Origin of the sequence: Janthinobacterium sp. AD80 (assembly GCF_002878455.1) — a bacterium.
Lineage (GTDB): Bacteria > Pseudomonadota > Gammaproteobacteria > Burkholderiales > Burkholderiaceae_D > Janthinobacterium.
Map to the genome: position 1 here is coordinate 1 of NZ_NRDQ01000169.1, position 20,467 is coordinate 20,467.

Sequence of the window (20,467 nt, forward strand, 5' to 3'; positions counted from 1 at the left end):
TCCCGGCGGCCCTGGCGGTCCCGGCCCCGGTGGGGGCGAGGGACCGGGTTAAGTACGCCAGGCCGGGCTAGGCAGCGGCGGCGATTTCCGTGAGGAAGGCGACAAAGCTGTCCGCATGGCGTTCGAAATGCCAGGCGCCGGCGCCGTGTTCGGCCGTGTAGACGGGGGCGTCGCCATCGGTGATGGCGCCCAGGTCGAGGCAATACGGATCGGCGCCCGCATCGGCGATCACCAGGTAGTGTTCCGGCCAGCCGGCAATGCTTTCCTGCGTGACAGGGTTCCATGCATAGCCGTGCTGCCGCTTGACGAGTTCCGCCGCGCCATACAGGTTCAGACCCTGGAAATAATCTTCCCCGTCGATGCTCACGCGCAGCGGCGAGTAGCAGGCCAGAAAGCGCTGATAGTGCTCCGGCAAGGTCCAGTGGGCAGCGATCTGCCGCAGGTCGGCCGGGTCGGCGATGGCCAGCCAGTTCGACGGCTGCGCCAGGTCCTGCTCGCGCCGGCGCCTGGCCGCCAGTTTCTTTTCCAGCCGCGCGGCGGCTTTTTCCAGCGGCGAGTGCGGTGCCGCCAGCGAGGCATGCGTGGCCGGGGCAGCGAAGCCTTGGCCAGCGGGGTAGCCATCCGCCTGCCAGGCCAGCACCTCGGCCAGGCGCAGCTGCTCCACCTTCCAGTGGCCGGGATCAAGCATCAAGCCCCGGTCGAAGGGCTGGCCGCTGAAGACGGCCAGGCTCTTGACGGCCTTGGCGCGCGCGCTCAACTTTGCTTCTGGCTTGGCGGCCAGCGCCACCAGCGGGCCATACGCGGCCTTGCCCATGCTCTTGAGCATGCCATCGACGGCCCAGTAGCTGAGTTCGGGCACGTCCAGGCAGGCGGTGAAGAAGTCGCCGCACTCGCCGGGTTCGGCCAGCGCGATGATGTCCGTCATGAGGAAGTTGCGCCAGTGCAGCAACTGGCCTTCTTTGGCGTAGCCGACGAGGATGTCGAGCACGGCCTGCCGCTCGTCCACCCCATGCTTGTTCAGCAGCCGGTCTTTCAGCCGCGCGAACTTGTTGCCATCCGTTTCGTCAAACAGTTTGCGGTGCAGGGCCGCCAGTGCAGTGACCGCCATCAGACTGCCATTGCCGCCTTGATGGGCGCGTGATGTTCATAGCCTTCCAGCGAGAAGTCGGACGGTTCGATCTTTTCCAGCCATTCCGGCTCGTACTTGCCCGTCTTGGCGTAATCAGGCACGCGCTCGGAAATGACAAACTTCGGCGCCGGGAAGGGCGTGCGCTTCAATTGTTCTTCCACCATCTCCAGGTGGTTTTCATAGATGTGCGCGTCGCCGATGAAATACGTGAACCAGCGCGGCGTATAGCCGGTCAGGCGCGCCACCAGGTGCAGCAGGGCCGCGCCTTCGGCGATATTGAAGGGCGTGCCCAGGCCGATATCGTTGCTGCGCACATACAGGCACAGCGAGATTTCGCGCGTGCTGGCGTTGGGGATGAACTGGTACAGCAGATGGCAGGCGGGCAGGGCGACCGCATCGAGCACGGCCGGGTTCCAGCCGTGGAACAGGATGCGGCGGCTGCCCGGGTTAGTCATGATGGTGTCCAGGCATTCACGCAACTGGTCGACGGCCTTGTACAGCAGGACTTTCTGCACGCCGGCCTCGACGATGGGCGCGACCAGGGTAAAACCGTTCGCTTGCGCGTCGGCGATCTGCGCCGGCTGGCTGGCGTCGAGCAGTTTATACGCGGGCCATTGGCGCCATTGCACTCCATACACGGGGCCCAGGTCATCCTCGCCCTCGCGGTAGGGGTTGGCCAGCCACTGCGCGTTTTCATTGGCGTTCTGGTCCCACACCTTGCAGCCCAGCGCGCGGAACTCGGCCGCGTTGCGCGAGGCGCGCAGGAAGGCGCACAATTCGCCGATCACGGATTTGAAAGCCAGTTTCTTGGTGGTCACGGCAGGGAAATTGCCATTTGCCAAGTCGAAACGCATCATGGCGCCCGGCACGCTCAGGGTGCGGATGCCCGTGCGGTTGTCTTGCCAGCTACCCGTTTCGAGGACGGTCTTGATCAAATCTTGATATTGCTGCATGTATTTCTCCAACGGTAAGGACGCTGATTGTAACGCAGGCGCGACACGCCCGATGCGCCGCGCAGACATAATTACGCCGCTGCCTTACATGCAATCATGACTCTGTGGTAATTTGTGTGTCCTTAAAGAAATACAGAAATGGCAGATGCTGGCACCATGTTCTTGCGACAATTTGTAAATAATAATAACGCCGCCGTGGTGGAAATGAGCAGGGCCGATTTTCTCAGGGCTAACCTGCGCCTGATCCTGGCCTGGCCCCTGCTGTGCCTGGCCCTGTGCGCCGTGCTGTGGACGGCCACCTTGCTGCAGCTGGAGGCGGAAAAGAAGGTGGCGCAGCAGCAGGCGCTCGACAGCGTGGCCTCGCAATCGAAGGCATATGGCCAGTATCTGCTGCGCACCCTGGAACAGATGGACCAGCTGACCCTGCAGCTCAAGTATGAATGGGAAAATTCGCGCGGCCATCTGCGCCTCGACCAACTGAAGACGCAGGGCATGTATGCCTTGCCGCAATTTGCCATCGTTGCCATCCTCGACCGCAAGGGGCATGCCGTCACGGCCACGGCGCCCTTGACGCGGCTGCGTACGAATGAGCGCAGCAATTTCCTGCTGCGCCACTGGCGCAGCAATTCCAGCGCCTTGCGCATCGCGCTTGGGCGGGTCAATCCGGCAGATGAGGCGGCAGCGCCAGGGGCCGACGAGAGCCTCGTGCACTTCACGCGCCGCCTGGAAGACGAGGATGGCAATTTCGACGGCGTGCTGCTCATTTCCATCCATTCCAGCTATTTCTCCGAATTCTATGACAGTGTGAACTTTGGCAAGCTGGGCATGTCCGCCATGGTGGGCGAAGAGGGTGAATTGTTCAGCACGCGCCTCGGTGCCCGCGTGCTGCCCGCGCACGGCAGCAGCGCCACGCCGTTTCTCGACACGAGCTTCCTGGAAACGGACAGCGGCGCCATGGAGTCGGGCGGCCGGGTGGCGTTTTCCGACAAACAAAACCGCTATGTGGGCTGGCAGGCGCTGAAAGCCTATCCGTTTACGGCCGTGGTGGGACTGGCCGACAGCGAAATGCTGCATCCCTACCAGGAGACGCGCACCATCTACATCGGCATCGCGTTTGGCGTGACCTTGCTGCTGCTGGGCTTTACGGTGATCGCCACCGTGCTGTCCCTGCGCCTGGCCTGGCGCCACCACCAGTCCGAAGGCGTGCGCAACGCCTACCGCATGGCCACCGAAGGCACGAGCGACGGCTTTTTCATCATCACGGCCCTGCGCGGCGAGGATGGCGCCATCGCCGACTTCGAGATTGTCGACTGCAACGAACCGGGCGCCGGCTATTTTGGCGTGCGCCGCGAGCAGCTGCTGGGCATGCGGCTGCAATCGCGCGCGCATGAACCGTATTTCCGCGACCTCATACACAATTACCGGGCCGCCATGGTATCGGGCTTTTCCGAGGAAGAGATCGAGCTGCCGGACGGCAACCCGTTCAAGCTGCGCTGGATACGCCGGCGCCTGGTGCGCAGCGGCGACCGGCTGGCCGTCACCCTGCAAGACATCAGCACGGCCAAGGAGCACGAGCGCGACTTGCGCCGCGTGGCCAATGAAGACGGCTTGACGGGTTTGCCCAACCGCTACTGGCTGCAGCAATTCCTGCCCGGGGCGCTGGGCCGCGCCGCCATCGCGCGGCACATGCTGGCGCTGCTGTTCATCGACCTCGATGGCTTCAAGGATATCAACGATACGCAGGGCCACGCCGAAGGCGATAAAGTGCTGCGCGCCGCCTCCTTGCGCCTGAAGGCCGTGCTGCGGCCGGGCGACCATGTGGTGCGCCTGGGCGGCGATGAATTCGTCGTCGTGCTCGACCCCGTGGAAGACGACAGCCGCGCCGAGCAGGTGGCGCAGCGCATCGCCATCGCCTTCGACGAGCCGTTTTACCTGGGCAGCGAACGCCACAAGATGGGCGCATCGATCGGCATCAGCCTGTATCCGCGCGATGGCGCCGAGACGGACGTGCTGCTGAAGAACGCCGATATCGCCATGTACGCCGTGAAGGTGGCGGGCAAGGGGCACCACCGCTTCTTCCAGCCCGAACTGTTCGAGACCATCCGCAACCGCCGCGAACTGGAGCAAAGCCTGGTGGCGGCGCTGGAGCAGGACCAGTTCCTCGTCGTCTACCAGCCCCGCGTCGATGCCATGAGCGGGCAGCTGTGCAGCATGGAGGCGCTGGTGCGCTGGCGCCATCCGCAGCACGGCATGGTGCCGCCGCTGGAATTCATTCCCGTGGCCGAGAGCAGCGGCCTGATTTCGCAGCTGGGCGAAGTGGTCATCGAGAAGGTCTGCCAGCAGATGGCGCACTGGCAGGCGGCCGGCCAGGAACTGGTGCCCGTGTCCATCAACGTGTCGGCGCGCCAGTTCGGCCGCGGCGACGTGCACCAGGTGCTGGCGTCCGCGCTGGCGCGTCACCGCATCGATGCGCGCCTGATCGAGGTGGAAATCACGGAATCGGCCATGATGGATGAACAGAACCGCGCCGTGGAGCAGCTGTCGGCCATCCGCGCGCTGGGCGTGCGCCTGCTGGTCGACGATTTCGGCACGGGATATTCGTCGCTGTCGCAGCTGCAGAAGTTCGCCATGGATGGCTTGAAGATCGACCGCGCCTTCACCATGGAGCTGGGCCGCTCGGAGCAGGGCGAAGTGTTCGTGCGCGCCATTTTGTCGATGGCGCATGCGCTGGGCATGAGCGTGGTGGCCGAAGGGGTGGAAACGCGCGAGCAGCTCGACATCCTGCGCGCCCTGCAATGCAACGAGGTGCAGGGCTATTTCATCTCGCGTCCCGTGCCGGCCGAACACATGCTGGCGCTGATGCGCAAGCGTTTTTTAATACCACTTCCAGCCCCCGTGCTGCCACCCTACAGCCACGTTCATAGCGCGGAAAACAACGTCGTTTCATAAAAAGAGCGATCGTTCGCTTTTTTTTCAAAAATATTATATGCTTCGCTCATGCCGTCCGTGAATTGGAGTTCACGGCGGCAAGAAATGTGCAGGACGGGTCAGGTTGAGACGCCCGAGACAATATGCCGAAGTACACACTAATATAAAGAGAGACGAACTTGAAACCGAACTTGAAACATAGCTATCTGCCCCTCCTGATCATCGCCGCATTCGCCGGCATTTCTTCCACCGCACAAGCATCGGGTTACCGTTTCGGTTCGCAAAGCGTCTCCGGCCAGGGTTCGGCCGACGCGAACGGCGCCGAAGCGGCCGACGCATCGACCATTTTCTACAATCCGGCCGGCATGTCGCGCCTGGAAGGCACGCAGTTCGTCGGCGGCGGTACCCTGGTGGTGCCGCATTCGACCTACCAGGACACGGGTTCGAAGACTTTCACCGGCCGCAATCCGGGCGGCACGACCAAGGACTACGCGCCGGACGCCGTCTTCGCGCCTGCCCTGTACGCGAGCAAGAAGCTCAATGATCAATGGACCGTCGGCATGGGCATGTTCGTGCCGTACGGCGCCAAGCTCGATTACGGCAATGACTGGAGCGGCCGCTATGCGATCACCAACATCAAGCTCGAAGCCATCGCCCTGAATCCTTCCGTTTCCTTCAAGCTGAACGAGCATCACTCGTTCGGTTTCGGCGTTACCGCGGAACACATGAAGGCCGAACTGGGCCAGGCCGTCGACGTGCCTGGCACGGTTGCCTTCCTGGGCCAGCATGCGCCAGCCGCATCGCAAGCCTTCCTGGCGAATATCGCCAAGACGCAGGGCCTGGCCGCCGCGCAAGCCGCCGGTGCCGCGCTGCAGGGCGCCAAGGATGGCCACGCCTCGATGGATGGCGATGACTGGGGCTTCGGCTTCAACCTGGGCTATCTGTACCAGCTGAACGAAGGCACGCGTTTCGGTATCTCCTACCGTTCGTCGATTTCGCACAAGCTGAAAGGCGACACGATCTGGGACTTCTCGCAAGTGTCGAACAATGCGGCCGTCAACGGTTTCATTTCCGCCGCATCGGGCAAGGTCAATTCGAAGGCGCTGGTGGAAGTGCGCACGCCTGAAACCCTGTCGGTCAACGCCTTCCATCAGATGGATGAGCGCTGGGCCTTGATGGGCGACGTCACCTGGACCCGCACCTCGCGCCTGGAAAACCTGGACATCCAGTTCCCGCCAACGGCCGAAGGTGCTGAGCGCATCCGCCAGAACTGGAAGGACACCTACCGCGTTTCGCTGGGCGCAAACTACAAGTACAGCGAAGCGCTGTTGCTGCGTGCCGGTATCGCCCACGACCAGGCGCCAGTGCGCAGCGCCGAGCTGCGTCACCCGGCCCTGCCGGACAGCGACCGCATGCAGTACTCGATTGGCGCGAACTGGAAGCTGAACGCGAACTCCTCGCTGGATCTGGCCTACAGCTATATCGACTTCAAGGACGCTTCGGTCAACTACACGAATAACTGCTCGCCGGTGACCAAAGGCTGCACCGGCAATGGTGAAACCACCAAGGGCCTGTTCAAGACCCGCATGCAGTTGATTGGTCTCGCTTACAACTACAAGTTCTAAGCAGGTAGTGGCGGCCGACCCGGTCGCCATGAAATGAAAAAAGCGCCTTCGGGCGCTTTTTTTTCGGGGTCAGACCCGCTGGGGGAATGTGCGCCAATGGCGGACATTCCGATCCCGCAGGGACTGACCCCAGCCTTTTATGGGTTTTCGGATGTGTCTGTCGTGTTGTCGGCTTACGCGCTGCGCGCTAAGCCGACCTACGCCGACCCACGCCGACCTACGCCGCTCAGGCCTTGATGCGCAGGCCCTGGTCCAGCAAGGTCAACGCCTGCCGCACGCTGTCGTCCGGCATGTCCAGCAAGTTATCTCCCACATACCATTCCACCACGCTGTGGCCGGGCAGGGCGGCGTGGCTGGCGCGGCCGAACAGCCAGATGCCGTGGTCGGCGGCCACCTGGTTGCGGATGGCGATGGCCCGTTCGCGCGAGACGGGCAAATGCAGGTGCAGCATGTTGGCCTGCGGGGCGGCGGGATTGACGGCTATCGATGGAAAATCGCGCAGCAGCGCGTACAGCCACTGCGTGCGCGCGAAATACCGCGGCATGGCGGCGATGCGCGCATCGAACTGCATGGCGGCGGCCACCACGTAGGGCGTGCGGTGGACGATATTGCCGCCCTGGCGGCGGAACCATTCGCGCGCCCGTTCGACAAAGGTGCGGCTGCCGGCCAGCATGGCGCCGCCCAAACCACCGATACCCTTGTACAGCGACACATACACGGAGTCAAAGCCGTCGCAGATGGCGGGCAGCGGCTGGCCAAAACCCGCTTGCGCCTCCCACAGGCGCGCGCCATCCATGTGCAGGTGGATGTTGTGGTCGCGGCAGTGCCGCTTGATGTCGTTCAATTCGTCCCACGACGGGCACTGGCCTCCGATTTCGCGCATCGGCAGTTCGACCTGCACGGCACCCAGCGCATCGGGCACGGCGCGCAAGTCGTCCACCGTCCACGGGCGGTGCGGGTCGCCCAGCATCAGCCCCTTGAAGTGATCGAGCAATTCATGGTTGCCCCGTTCATGGCGCAGGATGTGCGACGTCGGATGCAGCGCCACCAGCGGCGAGCCGCGGTCCTGGCACGCCAGGCGCAGGGCCGTCACTTGCGTCATGGTGCCCGTGATGCAGAACACGGCCGCCTCGAAACCCAGCAGGCTGGCGATCTTGTTCTCGAACTGTTCGATCAGCGCGCCGTCGCCATAGGTGTCGTGCGCGATGTCGTTGGCTTCGCACCAGGCGGCCATGGCGGCGAAAGTGGCCGCCGGGGTGGGCTGGCGGTGGCCCGGCAGGACGGTGTGGCAGCGCTGGCGCAGTTCGAGCTCGGTCAAGGTGTTTTCCTTACAGGGTGGCGGTAGCCAGTTTCGCGCCGAAGCCGATGAACACGGCGCCCACGCCGCCGCCCATGCCGGCCGACAGGCGGCGACGGCGGCGGAAAGTGTCGGCCAGGCGGGCGCCGACAAAGATGATGGCGGTCAGATAGCTAAAGCTGATCACCTGGCAGATCAGGCCCAGGCCGATGAAGGACAGTACGGGATTCGGGAAGGCCGGGTCGACGAACTGGATGAAGAAGGAAATGAAGAACAGGATCGCCTTCGGGTTCATCAGGCTGATGATCAGCGCCTTGCGGAATGGATCGCTTTCCTTGACGACCGCCGGCGTGGCCGCCGCTTCGCCTTCAGCCGGCGCGGGCGTGCGCAGCTTGCGCCAGCAGCCGATCAGCATCTGCAGGCCGATCCAGCCCAGGTAGGCCGCGCCGATATATTTCACGACATAGAACAGGGCCGGGCTGGCTTTCAGCAGCGAGGCGACGCCGCAGGCCGACAGCACCATCAGGATCAGGTCACCGGCGAAGATGCCGAAGGCGCCCTGGTAGGCCGGGCGCACGCCCCGTTGCGCCGCCACCGACAGCACATACATGGAGTTGGGGCCCGGCAGGATGACGATAAAGATCGTCCCCAGTAAAAAGGTCCAGAAATCGGTGATGCCCAGGTTGGCGTGGAATAAAGCGTTCATGGCGGTTCTGTTTAATTGACTTGTACGTTGTGAAATTGCAGTGCCGCCAGGTTGGCATAGATGCCGCCCTGGGCCACCAGCGATGCGTGCGTGCCCATCTCGACGATCCTGCCGTCTTCCATGACGACGATGCGGTCGGCCCGCTGGACTGTCGCCAGGCGGTGCGCGATGATGACGGTGGTGCGGCCCACCATGGCCGCTTCCAGCGCCTTTTGCACCAGGCGTTCCGATTCCGCGTCCAGCGCGCTGGTCGCTTCGTCAAGCAGCAGCAGCGGCGGGTTTTTCAGCAGCGCGCGGGCGATGGCGATGCGCTGGCGCTGGCCGCCGGACAGGCGCACGCCCCGTTCGCCAAGGAAGGATTTGTAGCCGTTCGGCAGGCGCTCGATGAATTCGTGGGCTGCCGCCATTTTTGCCGCCGCGATCACTTCTTCATCGTTGGCGCCGGCGCGGCCATAGCGGATGTTTTCCATGGCGTCGGCCGAGAAGATCACGGTATCTTGCGGCACGATGCCGATGGCGTCGCGCAGGGTATGCAGGTCGAGCTGCTTGATGTCCACGCCGTCAAGGCGGATGCTGCCGCTTTGCGGGTCATAGAAGCGCAGGAACAGCTGGAACAGGGTGGTCTTGCCGGCGCCGGACGGGCCGACGACTGCCACCGTTTCACCGGCGCGGATATCCAGGCTGACGTGGTCGAGCGCATAGGTGTCCGGGCGCGACGGGTACGAGAACACCACGTCGTTCAAGGACAGCGCGGCGCCATTTGCTGCGCGTGCCGGCAGCGGCAGGGGTGTGGCAGGCGATTCGATTTCCGACTTGACGGCCATCAGCTCCAGCAGGCGCTCGGTGGCGCCGGCGGCGCGCTGCGCTTCGCCCATCACTTCGGACAGGGCGCCGATGGCACCGGCCACGATGGAGGCGTACAGGATGAACTGGCCTAAATCGCCGCCCGTCATCGATCCTTCCAGCACGGCGCGCGCGCCCAGCCACAGCACGAAGACGATGGTGCCGAAGACCAGCAGGATGGCGATCATGGTCAGCAGGGCGCGGGCGCGGATGCGGCGCATGGCCGTCATGAAGGCGCCTTCGACGGAGTCGCCGAAGCGCTTCGATTCGATTTTCTCGTGTGTAAATGCCTGCACGGTGGGCATGGCGTTGAGGATTTCGCCGGCCATGGCCGAGGCGTCGGCGATGCGGTCCTGCGAGTCGCGCGACAGCTTGCGCACACGGCGGCCAAAGACGATGATGGGCACGACCACCAGGATCAACAGGCCGATGATGATGCCGGCCAGCTTGGCGCTGGTGACGAACAGCATCACCAGACCGCCCAGGAACAGCAGCACATTGCGCAGCGCCATGGAGATGCTGGTGCCGACCACTGCCTGGATCAAGGTCGTGTCGGTGGTGATGCGCGACAGGACTTCGCCCGTCTGCGTGGTTTCAAAGAATTCCGGGCTTTGCGTGACGACGTGGCGGTACACGGCGCTGCGGATGTCGGCCGTGACGCGTTCGCCCAGCCACGATACCGTATAAAAGCGCGCCGCCGTGGCCAGCGCCAGGATGGAGGCCACGCCGAACAGGGCCAGGAAGACCAGGTCCACGTGCTGGATGCTCTTCGAGCCGGCCGCGCCGCCGAAACCCAGGTCGATCATCTGCTTGAAGGCGGCGGGAATGGCCAGGGTGGAAGCGGCGGCCACCACCAGCGCGATACCGGCCAGGAAGAACTGCTTGCGGTATGGCGTCAAAAAGGGCATCAAGCCCTTGAAGGCGGCCAGGCTGCCTTTTTTCAGTTCGCGGCTGCTGCCGGTATCGGGAGTTGGTGTGCTGCTTGCGGCGGTTGCTGTACTCGTGCTGCCTGTTTCTGTGCTGGTTGTCATTGTTTTCCGCTTTGATTTACATATTCGATGGTGCTGATAACGCTTATAACTTCATCGGCTGCACGTAGCCCGTCATTTCCAGGTAGGCGCGGCCCACCGGCTGGCCGTCGCGCTCCACCGTGACGGCGCCTTCCCAGTACACGGCGCCCGTCGACCTGCGCGAATCGAGTTCCTGGTCCGGCTGCAAAGGCTTGATCTGCCAGCGCGTGCCGCCCGTGCGGATCTCGGTGGCGACAGGGTATTCGGCCTGCGTGCGGGGCGAACGCCACAGCTGCGTGGGCGTGAAATCGACGTCGCCGGGCGCGAACTGCGTCATCTTACCGGACGCGTCGCGCCATGTCGCGTGCGCCCATAGTTTAGCACCTGTCTTGCTGCGTATCTGGAAGGCCATCAGGGCGCCGCCGTCATCGAGGTTGGCGCCGATCCAGTTCCAGCCGCTGGCGTCCGCGTCGAGCACCTGGCTCGACCACTCGTGATCGAGCCAGGTGGCGCCCGTCACCGCTTCCGGCTTGCCGCCCGCGCGGGCGATCGTGCCCGTCGTGCGCAGCTGCGGCTTGCTGTAGTAATAACTGGCCTGCGCGGGCCGCGCACCCTTGCGCGAATAGCCGCCCTGGCCCTGCAGCAGCACGGGCTGGGTGGGCGCGAGGGTCAGCTGCAAATTGAAGTCGCGGGCGGCCAGGCTGACCTGATACGTGCCGTCGGCCTGGCGCCGCATGCGCCAGTCGTCGAGTTTCACGTCCGTGTCGCCCACCTTGGCATAGGCCAGGCCGAAGCCCTCGCGTGCGCTTTTCTCGTCGTGCAGCAGCTTGCCCACTTTCGGGTCCGACAGGGCCGCGTGGCCGATGATCAGCTGCTTGGGCGCGAACGCGCTGGGGTTGTCCGCGTCGGTGGCCGTGGCGCTGCGAAAGAAGGTCACCTGGTAGCCCAGCTGCTCGCCAGCGGCGGTCTTGACCCACCCCGTGGCATACCACCATTCCGTCTTGTATGCGGGATGGGCGCCGAAGTCGTGCGGCAGGCGCAGGCTCTGGCCGGGCGGCAGCGGGGTGACGGGGGCGAACGCGGGCCGCGCGGCCAGCGCGGTGGCACTGCAGAACATCAGCAAGAAAGTCAAACGGCGCATTACCAGTCCTCCCTGACGGCGCGGATGGGGCCTGCGGACAGCGCCTGGCGGCCCGCGATCAGGGCCGTGAGGGCCGCCGCCGTCAGCAGGGCGCCCGCCACGGTGGCGATCAAGGGCCAGGGCAGGTGCAGCTGCATGGTCCAGTGGAATGACTGGGGATTGACGATGAAGACCAGCACAAAGCTGATCAACAGGCCCAGGACAAAACCGGTGGCGATGCCCAGCGCCGTCAGCGCGCCGCCTTCGAGCGCCAGGATGGATAAAATCTGGCCGCGCGTCACGCCCACATGGCGCAGCATGCCGAATTCGCGCGCGCGCGCCAGGGTCTGCGCCGAGAAGGTGGCGGCCACGCCGAACAGGCCGATGACGATGGCGATGGCTTCCAATAAATACGTGACGGCGAAGCTGCGGTCGAAGATCTGCAGGCTCAGGGCGCGGATGGCCGAAGGGTTCGACACTTCCAGGCTGGCGCCGAATGGCAGCGCTTTCAGGCGCCGTTGCAGCTCGTCGCCCGTGACATCCTTGGCCAGCCACAGGGCCGCATCGCTGACATCCATGTCGCCCGTCAGGGCGCGGTAGTCGTCCAGCGGCATCTGGATGGAGCCGGAAGAGCGCGCGTAGTCGCGCCAGATGCCGGCGACAAAGAAGGCGTGCAGGCCGCCGGCCAGCGGCAAGTTGATGCGTTCGCCGGGCTTGTGGTTGTACAGGTCGGCCGCCGCCTCGGACAGCCACACGGGCCGGCTGCCTGCCGGCACGGGCAGGGAGTCGCCCACCAGCACCATGCTCTTGCCCGGATCGGACAGCAGGATGGGGCGCGCCAGCAAGACCACGTTGGGGCGGTCGGGCGCCAGCGACAGGCTGCGCACCCGTTGGAAATCCACCTTGGCCGCGCCAGGCAGGGCCAGGATGGCGTCCTGTTCGCGCGGGTTCAGGCCCCCCGTTCCCGCGCCCGACACCGTGCGCGCATACAGGTCGGCCGGCAAAATCTGCAGCAGCCAGTCGTCGACGGAGACGCGGAAGCTCGACACCATGATGGCCATGGCCACCATCAGGCTAAAGCTTGACAGCACGCCGCCGAGGGCGATGCCGGCCTGGCCGGAGGCATTCGCCAGGCGCGCCAGGGTCAGGCTGCGCACCGGTGCGTGGCCGCTGGTGTCCGTGCGCAGCCAGGCGCGCTGCAGGTAGCGAAAGACCACGGCGGCCAGCTGCGGCATCAGGGCGATGGCGCCGATCAGCAGCAGGGCGATGGAGAGATATCCGAACAGGGGCAGCTCGAATACGGGCGGCAGCAAGGTCACGGCGCCGGCCAGCAGCAAACACGCCAGCGCCGGCCAGGTCTTGGCCAGGCGCGTCGTCACGACTTCCTCGCTGCCCGATTTCAGGGCGATGGCGGGCGCCGCGCGCGCCGCTTCCAGCGCGGGCGCGGCGCAGCCCAGCAAGGCCACGCCCAGGCCCAGGGCAAAGTAGACCAGGGCGGCGACGGGCGTGAATTGCACCTGCGGCTGCACGCCCGAGAAATAGCCGGCGCCCAGGTCGCCGCCAAAAAAGCGCAGGGCAACGGCCGCCATCGCGTAGCCGCCGGCGATGCCCAGCGCGGCGCCAAGCACACCGAGGCTGCTGCCTTCCAGCAGGACCTGGCGCAGCAGGGCGCCCCGTTCCATGCCCAGCACGCGCAGCAGCGCGAACTGGCTGCGGCGGCGGATGACGGACAGCGCCTGCGTGGAAAACACCAGGAAAGCACCCGTAAACAGGGCGACCAGGGCCAGCACCGTCAGGTTGACCCGGTAGGCGCGGCTCAGGTTATTGTTGCGGCTATTCTGGTTTTCATCATTGGGCTGGCCCACGCGGAAGCGGCCCGGGTACTGCGCTTCCAGCGCGCGCGCCAGGTCCGCCTGGAAGGCGTCGCGGTTGACGCCCTGGCGCAGTTTCAAGTCGATGCGCGACAGCTTGCCCAGCTTGTTGAAGCGCCATTGCGCCGCGCCGAGATCCATCACGGCGATGCGCTGGCCGGCGCGCGCCCGCTGCAGCGAGCCGGCCACGCGGAGGCTGACCGCGCCCGTGCCCGATTGCAGCGCGATGCTGTCGCCCTCGGCCAGCTTGAGCCAGCGCAGGGCGGCGGGTGACAGGAAAATGGCGTCGTCGGCGAGGGTGTCGAAAGGCTGGCCATCGGCGGGGGCGCCGATCAGGTCGGGCGAAATGAAGCCGGCGCGGAAGACGTCGAGCGCCAGCACGTGCAGGGCGCCACCATCGTTTGTCGCTGCGCCGGGCAGGCCGGCCTGCAGTTCCAGCACGGGCGAGGCCACGGCCACGCCATCGCGCTGCGCCAGCCATGGGTAGATGTTTTCGTCGAATAGCGCTTCGCGCCCGGCCACCTGCACGTCGGCCTGGCCGGACAGGCTTTTGACGGCCGTGGAAAATTCATTGAAGGCGGCTGCGTTGATCAGGTGGATGGCAAAGCCCAGCGATACGCCGACGGCGATGGCCAGGATGGCGACGACGGCGCGCACGGGGTGCGCGCGCCATTCGCCCAGCAGCAGCCAGCGCGACAGCAGGCGCCGGCCCGCCGCGGTGCCTGGCGTGGCACTCAATGCAGGCATTCGACGGCCAGGCGTTCGCCAGCGCGCCGCACCTTGAGCTGGGCCGCATCGCGGTTGGCGGTACCGGCACCAACGGCGTCCTGCGCCGCCCATTTCTGTTCCAGGCGCAGCTGGGTGCAGTGCTTCTCGTGGGCTTCCTGCTGTTTGGCGCCCCGTTCACGCGCCTGGTCTTCCAGCTGTTCCTGCTTCTTGCGCGCCGCTTCCATCTGGCTGGCGACCCGCTCCTGGCGCGTGGCCGCGCCCTTGTCGGCGGCGGCCGGCGCCGCCGGCACCTCGAGGATTTGCAGCTGGCCACCCGCGCACGGCGTGGCGCTATAGCTGGTCTGGCCATCCTTCACGCATTTGTAGACGTCCTGCGCGCCGGCATGGCCAGTCGCGCTGAAAGCGCCGGCGCACAGCAGCGGCAGGATGAATGAAAGTTTCACAGTATCTTCCCCGGATTCATGATGTTCTGCGGGTCCAGTGCCTGTTTGACAGCGCGCATCAGTTGCAGTTCCAGCGGCGATTTATAGTGCGCCAGGTCGGCCTTCTTCAGCGCGCCGATGCCGTGTTCGGCCGAGATGGAGCCGCCAAAGGCGTGCACCTGGTCGTGCACGATGCGGTTGATGGCGTCCTGGTTGGCCAGGAAATCGCCATCCGTCATGCCTACGGGTGGCGCCACGTTGTAATGCAGGTTGCCGTCGCCCAGGTGGCCAAAGCAGACCAGCTGGCAGCCGGGGAAGGCGCTTTCCAGTGCCGCATCCGTGATGGCGATGAAGTCGGCAATGCGGGAAATCGGCAGCGAGATATCGTGCTTGATGTTCTTGCCCGCCTGCGCCTGCGCCAGCGGAATGTGCTCGCGCAGCTGCCACAGGCCTTCGGACTGCGCCACCGAACTGGCGACGACGGCGTCTGCGACCAATTCGTCTTCGAGCGCCGCGCCGATGCTCGCTTCCAGCAATTCCACGGCATGCGCCTCGGACTGGCTGCTGGACAATTCGAGCAGCACATACTGGCCGTGCTGCTGCGCGAAAGGCTGCGGCAGTTGCGGGAACTGCTGCGCCACCAGTTGCAGACAGTATTGCGACATCAGTTCAAAGCCCGTCAGGCTGGCGCCGCAATGGTCCTGCATCAGCGACAGCAAACGCAGGGCGTGGGCCGGCGAGGGCATGGCGGCCAGCGCCGTGATGCAGGCTTTCGGCTGCGGATACAGTTTCATGACGGCGCCCGTGATGACGCCCAGGGTGCCTTCCGCGCCGATGTACAGGTCGCGCAAATCGTAGCCCGTATTATCCTTGCGCAGGCCGCGCAAGCCGCTCCAGATCTCGCCTTGCGGCGTGACCACTTCCAGGCCCAGGCACAGTTCGCGCGTATTGCCGTAGCGCAGCACGGCCGTGCCGCCCGCGTTGGTGGCCAGATTGCCGCCGATGGTGCAACTGCCCTCGGCCGCCAGCGACAGCGGGAACAGGCAGCCGGCCGCGCTGGCCGCTTCCTGGATGGTTTGCAAAATGCAGCCCGCGTCCACCGTGATGGTGCGGTTGACGGGATCGAGCGCGCGGATGCTGTTCAGGCGCGCCAGCGACAGCACGATGGCCGTGCCGGCTTCGTCCGGTATGCTGCCCAGCACCAAACCAGTGTTGCCGCCTTGCGGCACGACGGGGATCTGCCATTGCGTGCAGGCGCGCAGAATACCCGCCACTTGCTCCACCGTGGCGGGACGCAGCACGGCCAGGGCCTTGCCCGTAAACCTGTCGCGCCAGTCGGTGAGGAAGGGCGCCTTGTCGGCGTCAAGGGTGAGTACGTAGGCGTCGCCCAGCAGGTCGCGGCAGGCGGCGAGGAAGGCGGTTTGGTCAGTCACAGGCATGTCGCTCATTTCTTGAGGCTCACTTTATTCACTTTTTCCAGCAGCTCTTTGGCCATGCGCTTGGCGGCCTTTTTATACGGGCGCAGATACAGCACGGCGCAGATGAAATACAGGCAGACGATGGCCGCCTCGCCCCAGGCCATCATGGCCGACACCGGGTTGGTGTCGCTGTAGCCGCGCACCACGCCTTCCGTGAAGTACAGCAGGATCACCATCGACGACCATTGCAGGGTGTAGACGTCGCGCTTGATCACGCCATACAGGGGAATCAGCAGCGGCACGGCCTTTAAAACAAGCCATGAGCCGCCCGGCTGCAGCGGGGCAACGATGGTTTCCCACGCCAGGCACCAGGCGATCAGGGTAGCCAGGCTGGCGATGGCGCCCCAGTGCAGGTATTTGTGCAGCGCGCCGTGCATCATGCGCCTGCCAGTTTCAGGGCGTTTTCCGCCAGGCGGCGGCCCAGGGCGAGCGTCAGGCGTTTTTCATCCTCGCTCAAGGCCTTGTCGCCATCGATGCCCGACCAGTGCGTGGCGCCGTATGGCGAACCGCCGGTGGACGTCGTCATCAGTTCCGGGTGCGTGTAGGGCAGGCCCATGACCAGCATGCCATGGTGGAAGAGGGGAATCATCATCGACAGCAAGGTCGATTCCTGGCCGCCGTGCAGGCTGCCCGTGGACGTGAACACGCAGGCGGGCTTGCCGGACAGGCTGCCGGCCAGCCAGTCGCTGGCCGTGCCGTCCCAGAAGTATTTCATGGCAGCGGCCATATTGCCGAAGCGCGTGGGCGAGCCCAGGGCCAGGCCAGCGCATTCCTGCAAGTCGTCGAGTTCCACGTAGGGCGCACCGTCCGGCGGCACTTCCGGCGCCGTGGCCTCGGCCACCGTGGAGACGGCGGGCACGGTGCGCAGGCGGGCATCGCAGCCAGGCACGCTTTCCACCCCCTGGGCAATCAGCTCGGCCAGCTGGCGCGTGGCCCCATGGCGTGAATAAAACAATACGAGAATAATCAGATTGGTTGGCTTCATCGTTGGTATTATAGGGCGCTTTACAGCCTGATACGACTGCTGTCATGGCGCCGTCCTGATTTCGAACATGTTTTTAAAATATATACTGCCGTTCTTCCAATACCTGTGGCGTACCCTGCACATCGGTGCCGACATCGTGCGTGGCCTGACCTGGTCCGAAACGCGCGACCTTCTGCAATTTGCGCGCCGCCGCGTGCGCGAGGAAAGCCTGCCGCAAGTGGCGGGCAGCCTGACCTTCGCCACCGTCTTCGCGCTGGTGCCGCTGCTGACACTGGCGCTGGCGATCTTCACCACCTTCCCGCTATTCAATACCTTCCGCCACGCGCTGGAAGATTATTTCGTGCAAAGCGTGATGCCCAAGGGCATTTCGAACACCATCCTCGGTTACCTGACGACATTCGCCTCGAAGGCCACGCGCTTGTCGGCCATCGGCGCGGGCGCCCTGATCGTCACCTCGGTAGGCATGATGAGCCTGATCGAGCGCGTCTTCAACCGCATCTGGCGCGTGCGCCAGGAACGCCGCTGGACCAAGCGGCTGCTGGTGTACTGGGCCATCGTCACCCTGGGACCGCTGCTGGTGGGCGTGTCGCTGACGGTGACCTCGCGCGTCTTCATCGCCACCAGCGGCGTGGTGGGCGCCGTGCCTTTCCTCGGTACGGTGTTCTACACCCTGGTGTCGATCGGCCTGACCATGCTGGCCTTCACCCTGCTGTACATCACGGTGCCGAACCGCGACGTGGACTGGCGCGACGCGGCCTGGGGTGGCTTGCTGGCGGCGCTGGCGTTCGAAGTGGCCAAGCGGGGCTTTGGTGAGTTCATCCAGGAATTCCCCACATATTCGCGCATCTATGGCGCGCTGGCCGCCTTGCCGCTGTTCCTCGTGTGGATTTACCTGAGCTGGATGATCACCCTGGTGGGTGCCTTGCTGGTGGCCGCCTTGCCCGTCGTGAAATACGAGCGCTGGTGGTACGAGGCGGCGCCTGGCAGCGAATTCGTCGACGCCGTGGCCATCCTGAAAGTGCTGCACCAGGCTTGCCACTGCGCCGATTCGGCCCTGGTGGGTGCGGCCGACATCCGCCGCAGCACGCGCCTGGGCTTCGAAGAGATGGAAACCCTGCTCGACAAGATGGTGCAGCAGGGCTGGGTGGGACGAGTCAACGTGGAAGGCGCCGTGCGCGTGCAATGGGGCAAGCGCGTGGCCGACAGTTCCGACCACTGGGTCCTGCTGGGCAATGTCAACCGCATCACCCTGGCAGATGTTTACCGCCTGTTTGTCTTCGGCGGCATGCGCGTCAATTCCGGCTACCCGGCCGGCTCGACGAATGAGCGCGACATCAAGGCCGCCGAGGAAGCGGCAGCCCTGGCGGCGCAGGTGGAAAACGCCGTGGAAGAAGGCCTGGGCATGAGCCTGGCCCAGCATTTCGGGGAAGTGCGCTGCAACTGAGGATAGTCAGGGGTTGAGCCGCTCGTACAGCAGGTTGTCGAGCGCGCCCGTCAGCGTATTGCCATCCTCGTCAAGCAGCGTGTAGTCCTGCTGGCTGTCGCCGAGCGACGCGCTGCCTTCGATGCCGCATACCAGCTGGTAGGTGGTGTCGTCGATCGCCAGCCTGATCATGGCCAGAACCTGCTCGCGCTGGCCGTCGGCCAGCGCCAGCGCATCGAGCATGGCGCCAAGCCGTGTTTGCCCCTGCCGTCCCAGCGCATACAAGGCCAGCAGCGACGCATTGGATGCGGCGACATCATCGATGAATTTTTTCGCGTGCATGGCTACCTCGTCGTGAAGTGGCGCGGCGGATGGCCGCCGCCGGGCTGAAAACTCACAGCAGCACGGGCCGCAAGGCCGCCTGCTGCGCCACCGCCTGGAACGCGGCCGCATCCTGCGCCCGCACCACGCCCAGGTAATACGTGTCTTCGCCGCCGTGCAGGTTCACCAGGCGCAGCTGGTGCGGTGCCAGGTGGGCGGCGATGGCGGCCAGTCCTTCGGCCATGGCGTCGCCATCCTCGCGTTCCTTCCAGCGGAAGTCCTGCAGCGCGGGCAGCCCGATATGCTGGCCGATGCGCGGCACTTCATCGACGGCTTTCCAGTCCAGGGTGGTACCGTGGCCCTGCGTGTGGGAGGCCGTGGACCAGAGCAGGAAGAAACAGGCCGCCTCGGGGGTGTCGCCTTCATATTCCTCTTGCGGGTCGTCCTCTTCCAGTTCTTCCAGCGTGATGTCCACGCAGCGCGCGGCCAGGTCCGCATCGCCTTGCAAGACCAGGGCGGCCATGCTGCGCAATTGTTCACGGTCGGCCTTGGCCAGGATTTGCGCGGGCGTAAAGCTGCGGCGCCTGGCGGTTTTTTTCTTGCTGAGCCCCATGGTCTCGCTCAATTGGGCCGTGATGGCCGCCTTGAAGTTCTCCACGGTGTCGAACTGTTCCAGCAGCCGGCCCGTGAAATCCATGCTCCAGGCCATGCCGTCCTTGACCACATACAAAAAATCGCTTTGCACGGCCACGCCGCGCAAATGGTGGGCGGGCCGATACAGGGGCGTGAATGCCTGTTTTCCATCCAGGGTCAGCATGCAGGCCAGGCCTTGCGCGTCGATGGCGAAAATCAGGTTCTTGCGTAATTTTGGCGGCGACGAGGTGGTGGCGCAGTCGATGGCTTCGTACTGGCACGGCGCCAGCAGCTCGCCCTGGTGATTGACCAGGCCAAACAGGAAGCGCCCGGCGATGCGCTGGCTGACGATGGCGATTTTCTTTTTCGTGCCGAAATCCTGCACGGAGCTGTAGGCGAGCGGCACCACGACCCTGCCCGTCTTGTCGACCACGCCGTGCACATTGCGTTTGGCGTCATCGTCTGTCTGGTCTGTCTGGCGCTCGATGTCGATCAAGCCATCTTCGCGCTCGCACATGTTGTCCACCCTGTCGATGAGCAGCGCGCCGTCGGGCAGGCGCAGCAGGCGGCTGGCGCCGTCCGGATCGATTTTCTGCAGCAGGTGGGGGCTGATCACGTACAGGGCGCCGGGGGCGGGCGGCAGCACCAGCGTGCCGTTGAGGTCCAGCACGCCGTGCGCCTCGGGAGCGTCCGCCCTGGCGAAGGTGATCCAGCCATCGTCCGCGTAGTAAACGCCCAGGTCGACACAGCGTTGCGACAGGGGCACGATCCAGCGGCCATAGGGCGTGACCAGGCCAGTGACGTCCGGTTCGCCGGCGGCGCTCACTTCATAGCACAGCGCGTCTTCTTCCCATCCCACCACTTCCAGGCCTTGCAGGAAAGGCAGTTCGTCCGTGCCCAGTTCCTCGACATCGGCCAGCTGGGCGTCGGCCGTGGCCGACCAATAGCCGGTGGCGGGCGATGCCGCGCCGGCGGCCAGCAGGGGCGCCAGCGC

The 20,467-nt window shown here is 65.0% G+C and carries 16 protein-coding genes; 3 read left to right on the forward strand and 13 right to left on the reverse strand.

What is annotated here, in order from left to right; all coding sequences use genetic code 11:
* Positions 1 to 67: 67 nt before the first annotated feature.
* A complete protein-coding gene (locus JaAD80_RS24690; protein ID WP_102298489.1) occupies positions 68 to 1,108 on the reverse strand; it encodes an SMI1/KNR4 family protein in 1,041 nt (346 codons plus the stop codon).
* Positions 1,108 to 2,082, reverse strand: coding sequence for a thymidylate synthase (locus JaAD80_RS24695; RefSeq protein WP_102298491.1), 975 nt, complete (start codon positions 2,080 to 2,082; stop codon positions 1,108 to 1,110). The genes JaAD80_RS24690 and JaAD80_RS24695 overlap by 1 nt, the downstream gene beginning before the upstream one ends.
* Before the next feature lie 156 nt (positions 2,083 to 2,238).
* Between JaAD80_RS24695 and JaAD80_RS24700 the strand changes: the two genes are divergently transcribed.
* Positions 2,239 to 5,031: an EAL domain-containing protein gene (locus JaAD80_RS24700; RefSeq protein ID WP_258003164.1), complete on the forward strand. Its 2,793-nt coding sequence runs from the start codon at positions 2,239 to 2,241 to the stop codon at positions 5,029 to 5,031.
* A 158-nt stretch (positions 5,032 to 5,189) separates the two neighbouring features.
* Entirely contained in the window at positions 5,190 to 6,635 is a 1,446-nt protein-coding gene (locus JaAD80_RS24705; RefSeq protein WP_258003165.1) for an OmpP1/FadL family transporter, read from the forward strand.
* 226 nt (positions 6,636 to 6,861) lie between these two features.
* Here JaAD80_RS24705 and JaAD80_RS24710 read toward each other — a convergent pair whose 3' ends face one another.
* The 9 genes from JaAD80_RS24710 to wrbA are packed head-to-tail and all read right to left on the reverse strand — an operon-like array spanning position 6,862 to position 17,096.
* Positions 6,862 to 7,953, reverse strand: a complete 1,092-nt coding sequence (locus JaAD80_RS24710) for a low specificity L-threonine aldolase (protein WP_102298495.1) — start codon at positions 7,951 to 7,953, stop codon at positions 6,862 to 6,864.
* 10 nt (positions 7,954 to 7,963) lie between these two features.
* Positions 7,964 to 8,638, reverse strand: coding sequence for a leucine efflux protein LeuE (gene leuE / locus JaAD80_RS24715; protein ID WP_102298496.1), 675 nt, complete (start codon positions 8,636 to 8,638; stop codon positions 7,964 to 7,966).
* Between the two features lie 11 nt (positions 8,639 to 8,649).
* The gene (locus JaAD80_RS24720) at positions 8,650 to 10,512 is read right to left on the reverse strand and encodes an ABC transporter transmembrane domain-containing protein (RefSeq protein WP_102298498.1); all 1,863 of its coding nucleotides are present in this window, start codon (positions 10,510 to 10,512) and stop codon (positions 8,650 to 8,652) included.
* A 43-nt stretch (positions 10,513 to 10,555) separates the two neighbouring features.
* Positions 10,556 to 11,632 carry a lipocalin-like domain-containing protein gene (locus JaAD80_RS24725; protein WP_102298500.1) on the reverse strand — a complete coding sequence of 359 codons (1,077 nt, stop codon included), beginning with the start codon at positions 11,630 to 11,632 and terminating at the stop codon, positions 10,556 to 10,558.
* Positions 11,632 to 14,229, reverse strand: a complete 2,598-nt coding sequence (locus JaAD80_RS24730) for an FtsX-like permease family protein (RefSeq protein WP_102298502.1) — start codon at positions 14,227 to 14,229, stop codon at positions 11,632 to 11,634. Before JaAD80_RS24730 ends, JaAD80_RS24725 begins: the two co-directional genes overlap by 1 nt.
* Complete coding sequence (locus tag JaAD80_RS24735) at positions 14,217 to 14,654, reverse strand: DUF4124 domain-containing protein (RefSeq protein ID WP_102298503.1); 438 nt, start codon at positions 14,652 to 14,654, stop codon at positions 14,217 to 14,219. The genes JaAD80_RS24730 and JaAD80_RS24735 overlap by 13 nt, the downstream gene beginning before the upstream one ends.
* On the reverse strand, positions 14,651 to 16,072 hold the full coding sequence (locus JaAD80_RS24740) for an FAD-binding oxidoreductase (protein WP_374755276.1): 1,422 nt from the start codon (positions 16,070 to 16,072) through the stop codon (positions 14,651 to 14,653). The genes JaAD80_RS24735 and JaAD80_RS24740 overlap by 4 nt, the downstream gene beginning before the upstream one ends.
* Positions 16,073 to 16,077: 5 nt before the next feature.
* Positions 16,078 to 16,488, reverse strand: a complete 411-nt coding sequence (locus tag JaAD80_RS24745; protein WP_374755277.1) for a DUF2069 domain-containing protein — start codon at positions 16,486 to 16,488, stop codon at positions 16,078 to 16,080.
* A complete protein-coding gene (gene wrbA / locus JaAD80_RS24750; protein ID WP_102298508.1) occupies positions 16,488 to 17,096 on the reverse strand; it encodes an NAD(P)H:quinone oxidoreductase in 609 nt (202 codons plus the stop codon). The genes JaAD80_RS24745 and wrbA overlap by 1 nt, the downstream gene beginning before the upstream one ends.
* A 67-nt stretch (positions 17,097 to 17,163) precedes the next feature.
* Between wrbA and JaAD80_RS24755 the strand changes: the two genes are divergently transcribed.
* Positions 17,164 to 18,540, forward strand: a complete 1,377-nt coding sequence (locus tag JaAD80_RS24755; RefSeq protein WP_102298509.1) for a YihY family inner membrane protein — start codon at positions 17,164 to 17,166, stop codon at positions 18,538 to 18,540.
* Positions 18,541 to 18,546: 6 nt separating this feature from the next.
* Here the strand turns inward: JaAD80_RS24755 and JaAD80_RS24760 are convergent, their stop codons facing one another.
* Together JaAD80_RS24760 and JaAD80_RS24765 are read right to left on the reverse strand one after the other, a co-directional pair.
* Complete coding sequence (locus tag JaAD80_RS24760) at positions 18,547 to 18,861, reverse strand: hypothetical protein (RefSeq protein ID WP_102298511.1); 315 nt, start codon at positions 18,859 to 18,861, stop codon at positions 18,547 to 18,549.
* 52 nt (positions 18,862 to 18,913) lie between these two features.
* Positions 18,914 to 20,467: WG repeat-containing protein (locus JaAD80_RS24765; RefSeq protein WP_146012521.1), on the reverse strand; the 1,554-nt coding region annotated here is incomplete at its 5' end.

Coding starts and splice junctions, on each gene's coding strand:
- JaAD80_RS24690 (WP_102298489.1), bottom strand. CDS start 1,108: ATGGCGGTCACTGCACTGGCGGCCCTGCACCGCAAACTGTTTGACGAA.
- JaAD80_RS24695 (WP_102298491.1), bottom strand. CDS start 2,082: ATGCAGCAATATCAAGATTTGATCAAGACCGTCCTCGAAACGGGTAGC.
- JaAD80_RS24700 (WP_258003164.1), top strand. CDS start 2,239: ATGTTCTTGCGACAATTTGTAAATAATAATAACGCCGCCGTGGTGGAA.
- leuE (WP_102298496.1), bottom strand. CDS start 8,638: ATGAACGCTTTATTCCACGCCAACCTGGGCATCACCGATTTCTGGACC.
- JaAD80_RS24720 (WP_102298498.1), bottom strand. CDS start 10,512: ATGACAACCAGCACAGAAACAGGCAGCACGAGTACAGCAACCGCCGCA.
- JaAD80_RS24725 (WP_102298500.1), bottom strand. CDS start 11,632: ATGCGCCGTTTGACTTTCTTGCTGATGTTCTGCAGTGCCACCGCGCTG.
- JaAD80_RS24730 (WP_102298502.1), bottom strand. CDS start 14,229: ATGCCTGCATTGAGTGCCACGCCAGGCACCGCGGCGGGCCGGCGCCTG.
- JaAD80_RS24740 (WP_374755276.1), bottom strand. CDS start 16,072: ATGCCTGTGACTGACCAAACCGCCTTCCTCGCCGCCTGCCGCGACCTG.
- JaAD80_RS24745 (WP_374755277.1), bottom strand. CDS start 16,488: ATGCACGGCGCGCTGCACAAATACCTGCACTGGGGCGCCATCGCCAGC.
- wrbA (WP_102298508.1), bottom strand. CDS start 17,096: ATGAAGCCAACCAATCTGATTATTCTCGTATTGTTTTATTCACGCCAT.
- JaAD80_RS24755 (WP_102298509.1), top strand. CDS start 17,164: ATGTTTTTAAAATATATACTGCCGTTCTTCCAATACCTGTGGCGTACC.
- JaAD80_RS24760 (WP_102298511.1), bottom strand. CDS start 18,861: ATGCACGCGAAAAAATTCATCGATGATGTCGCCGCATCCAATGCGTCG.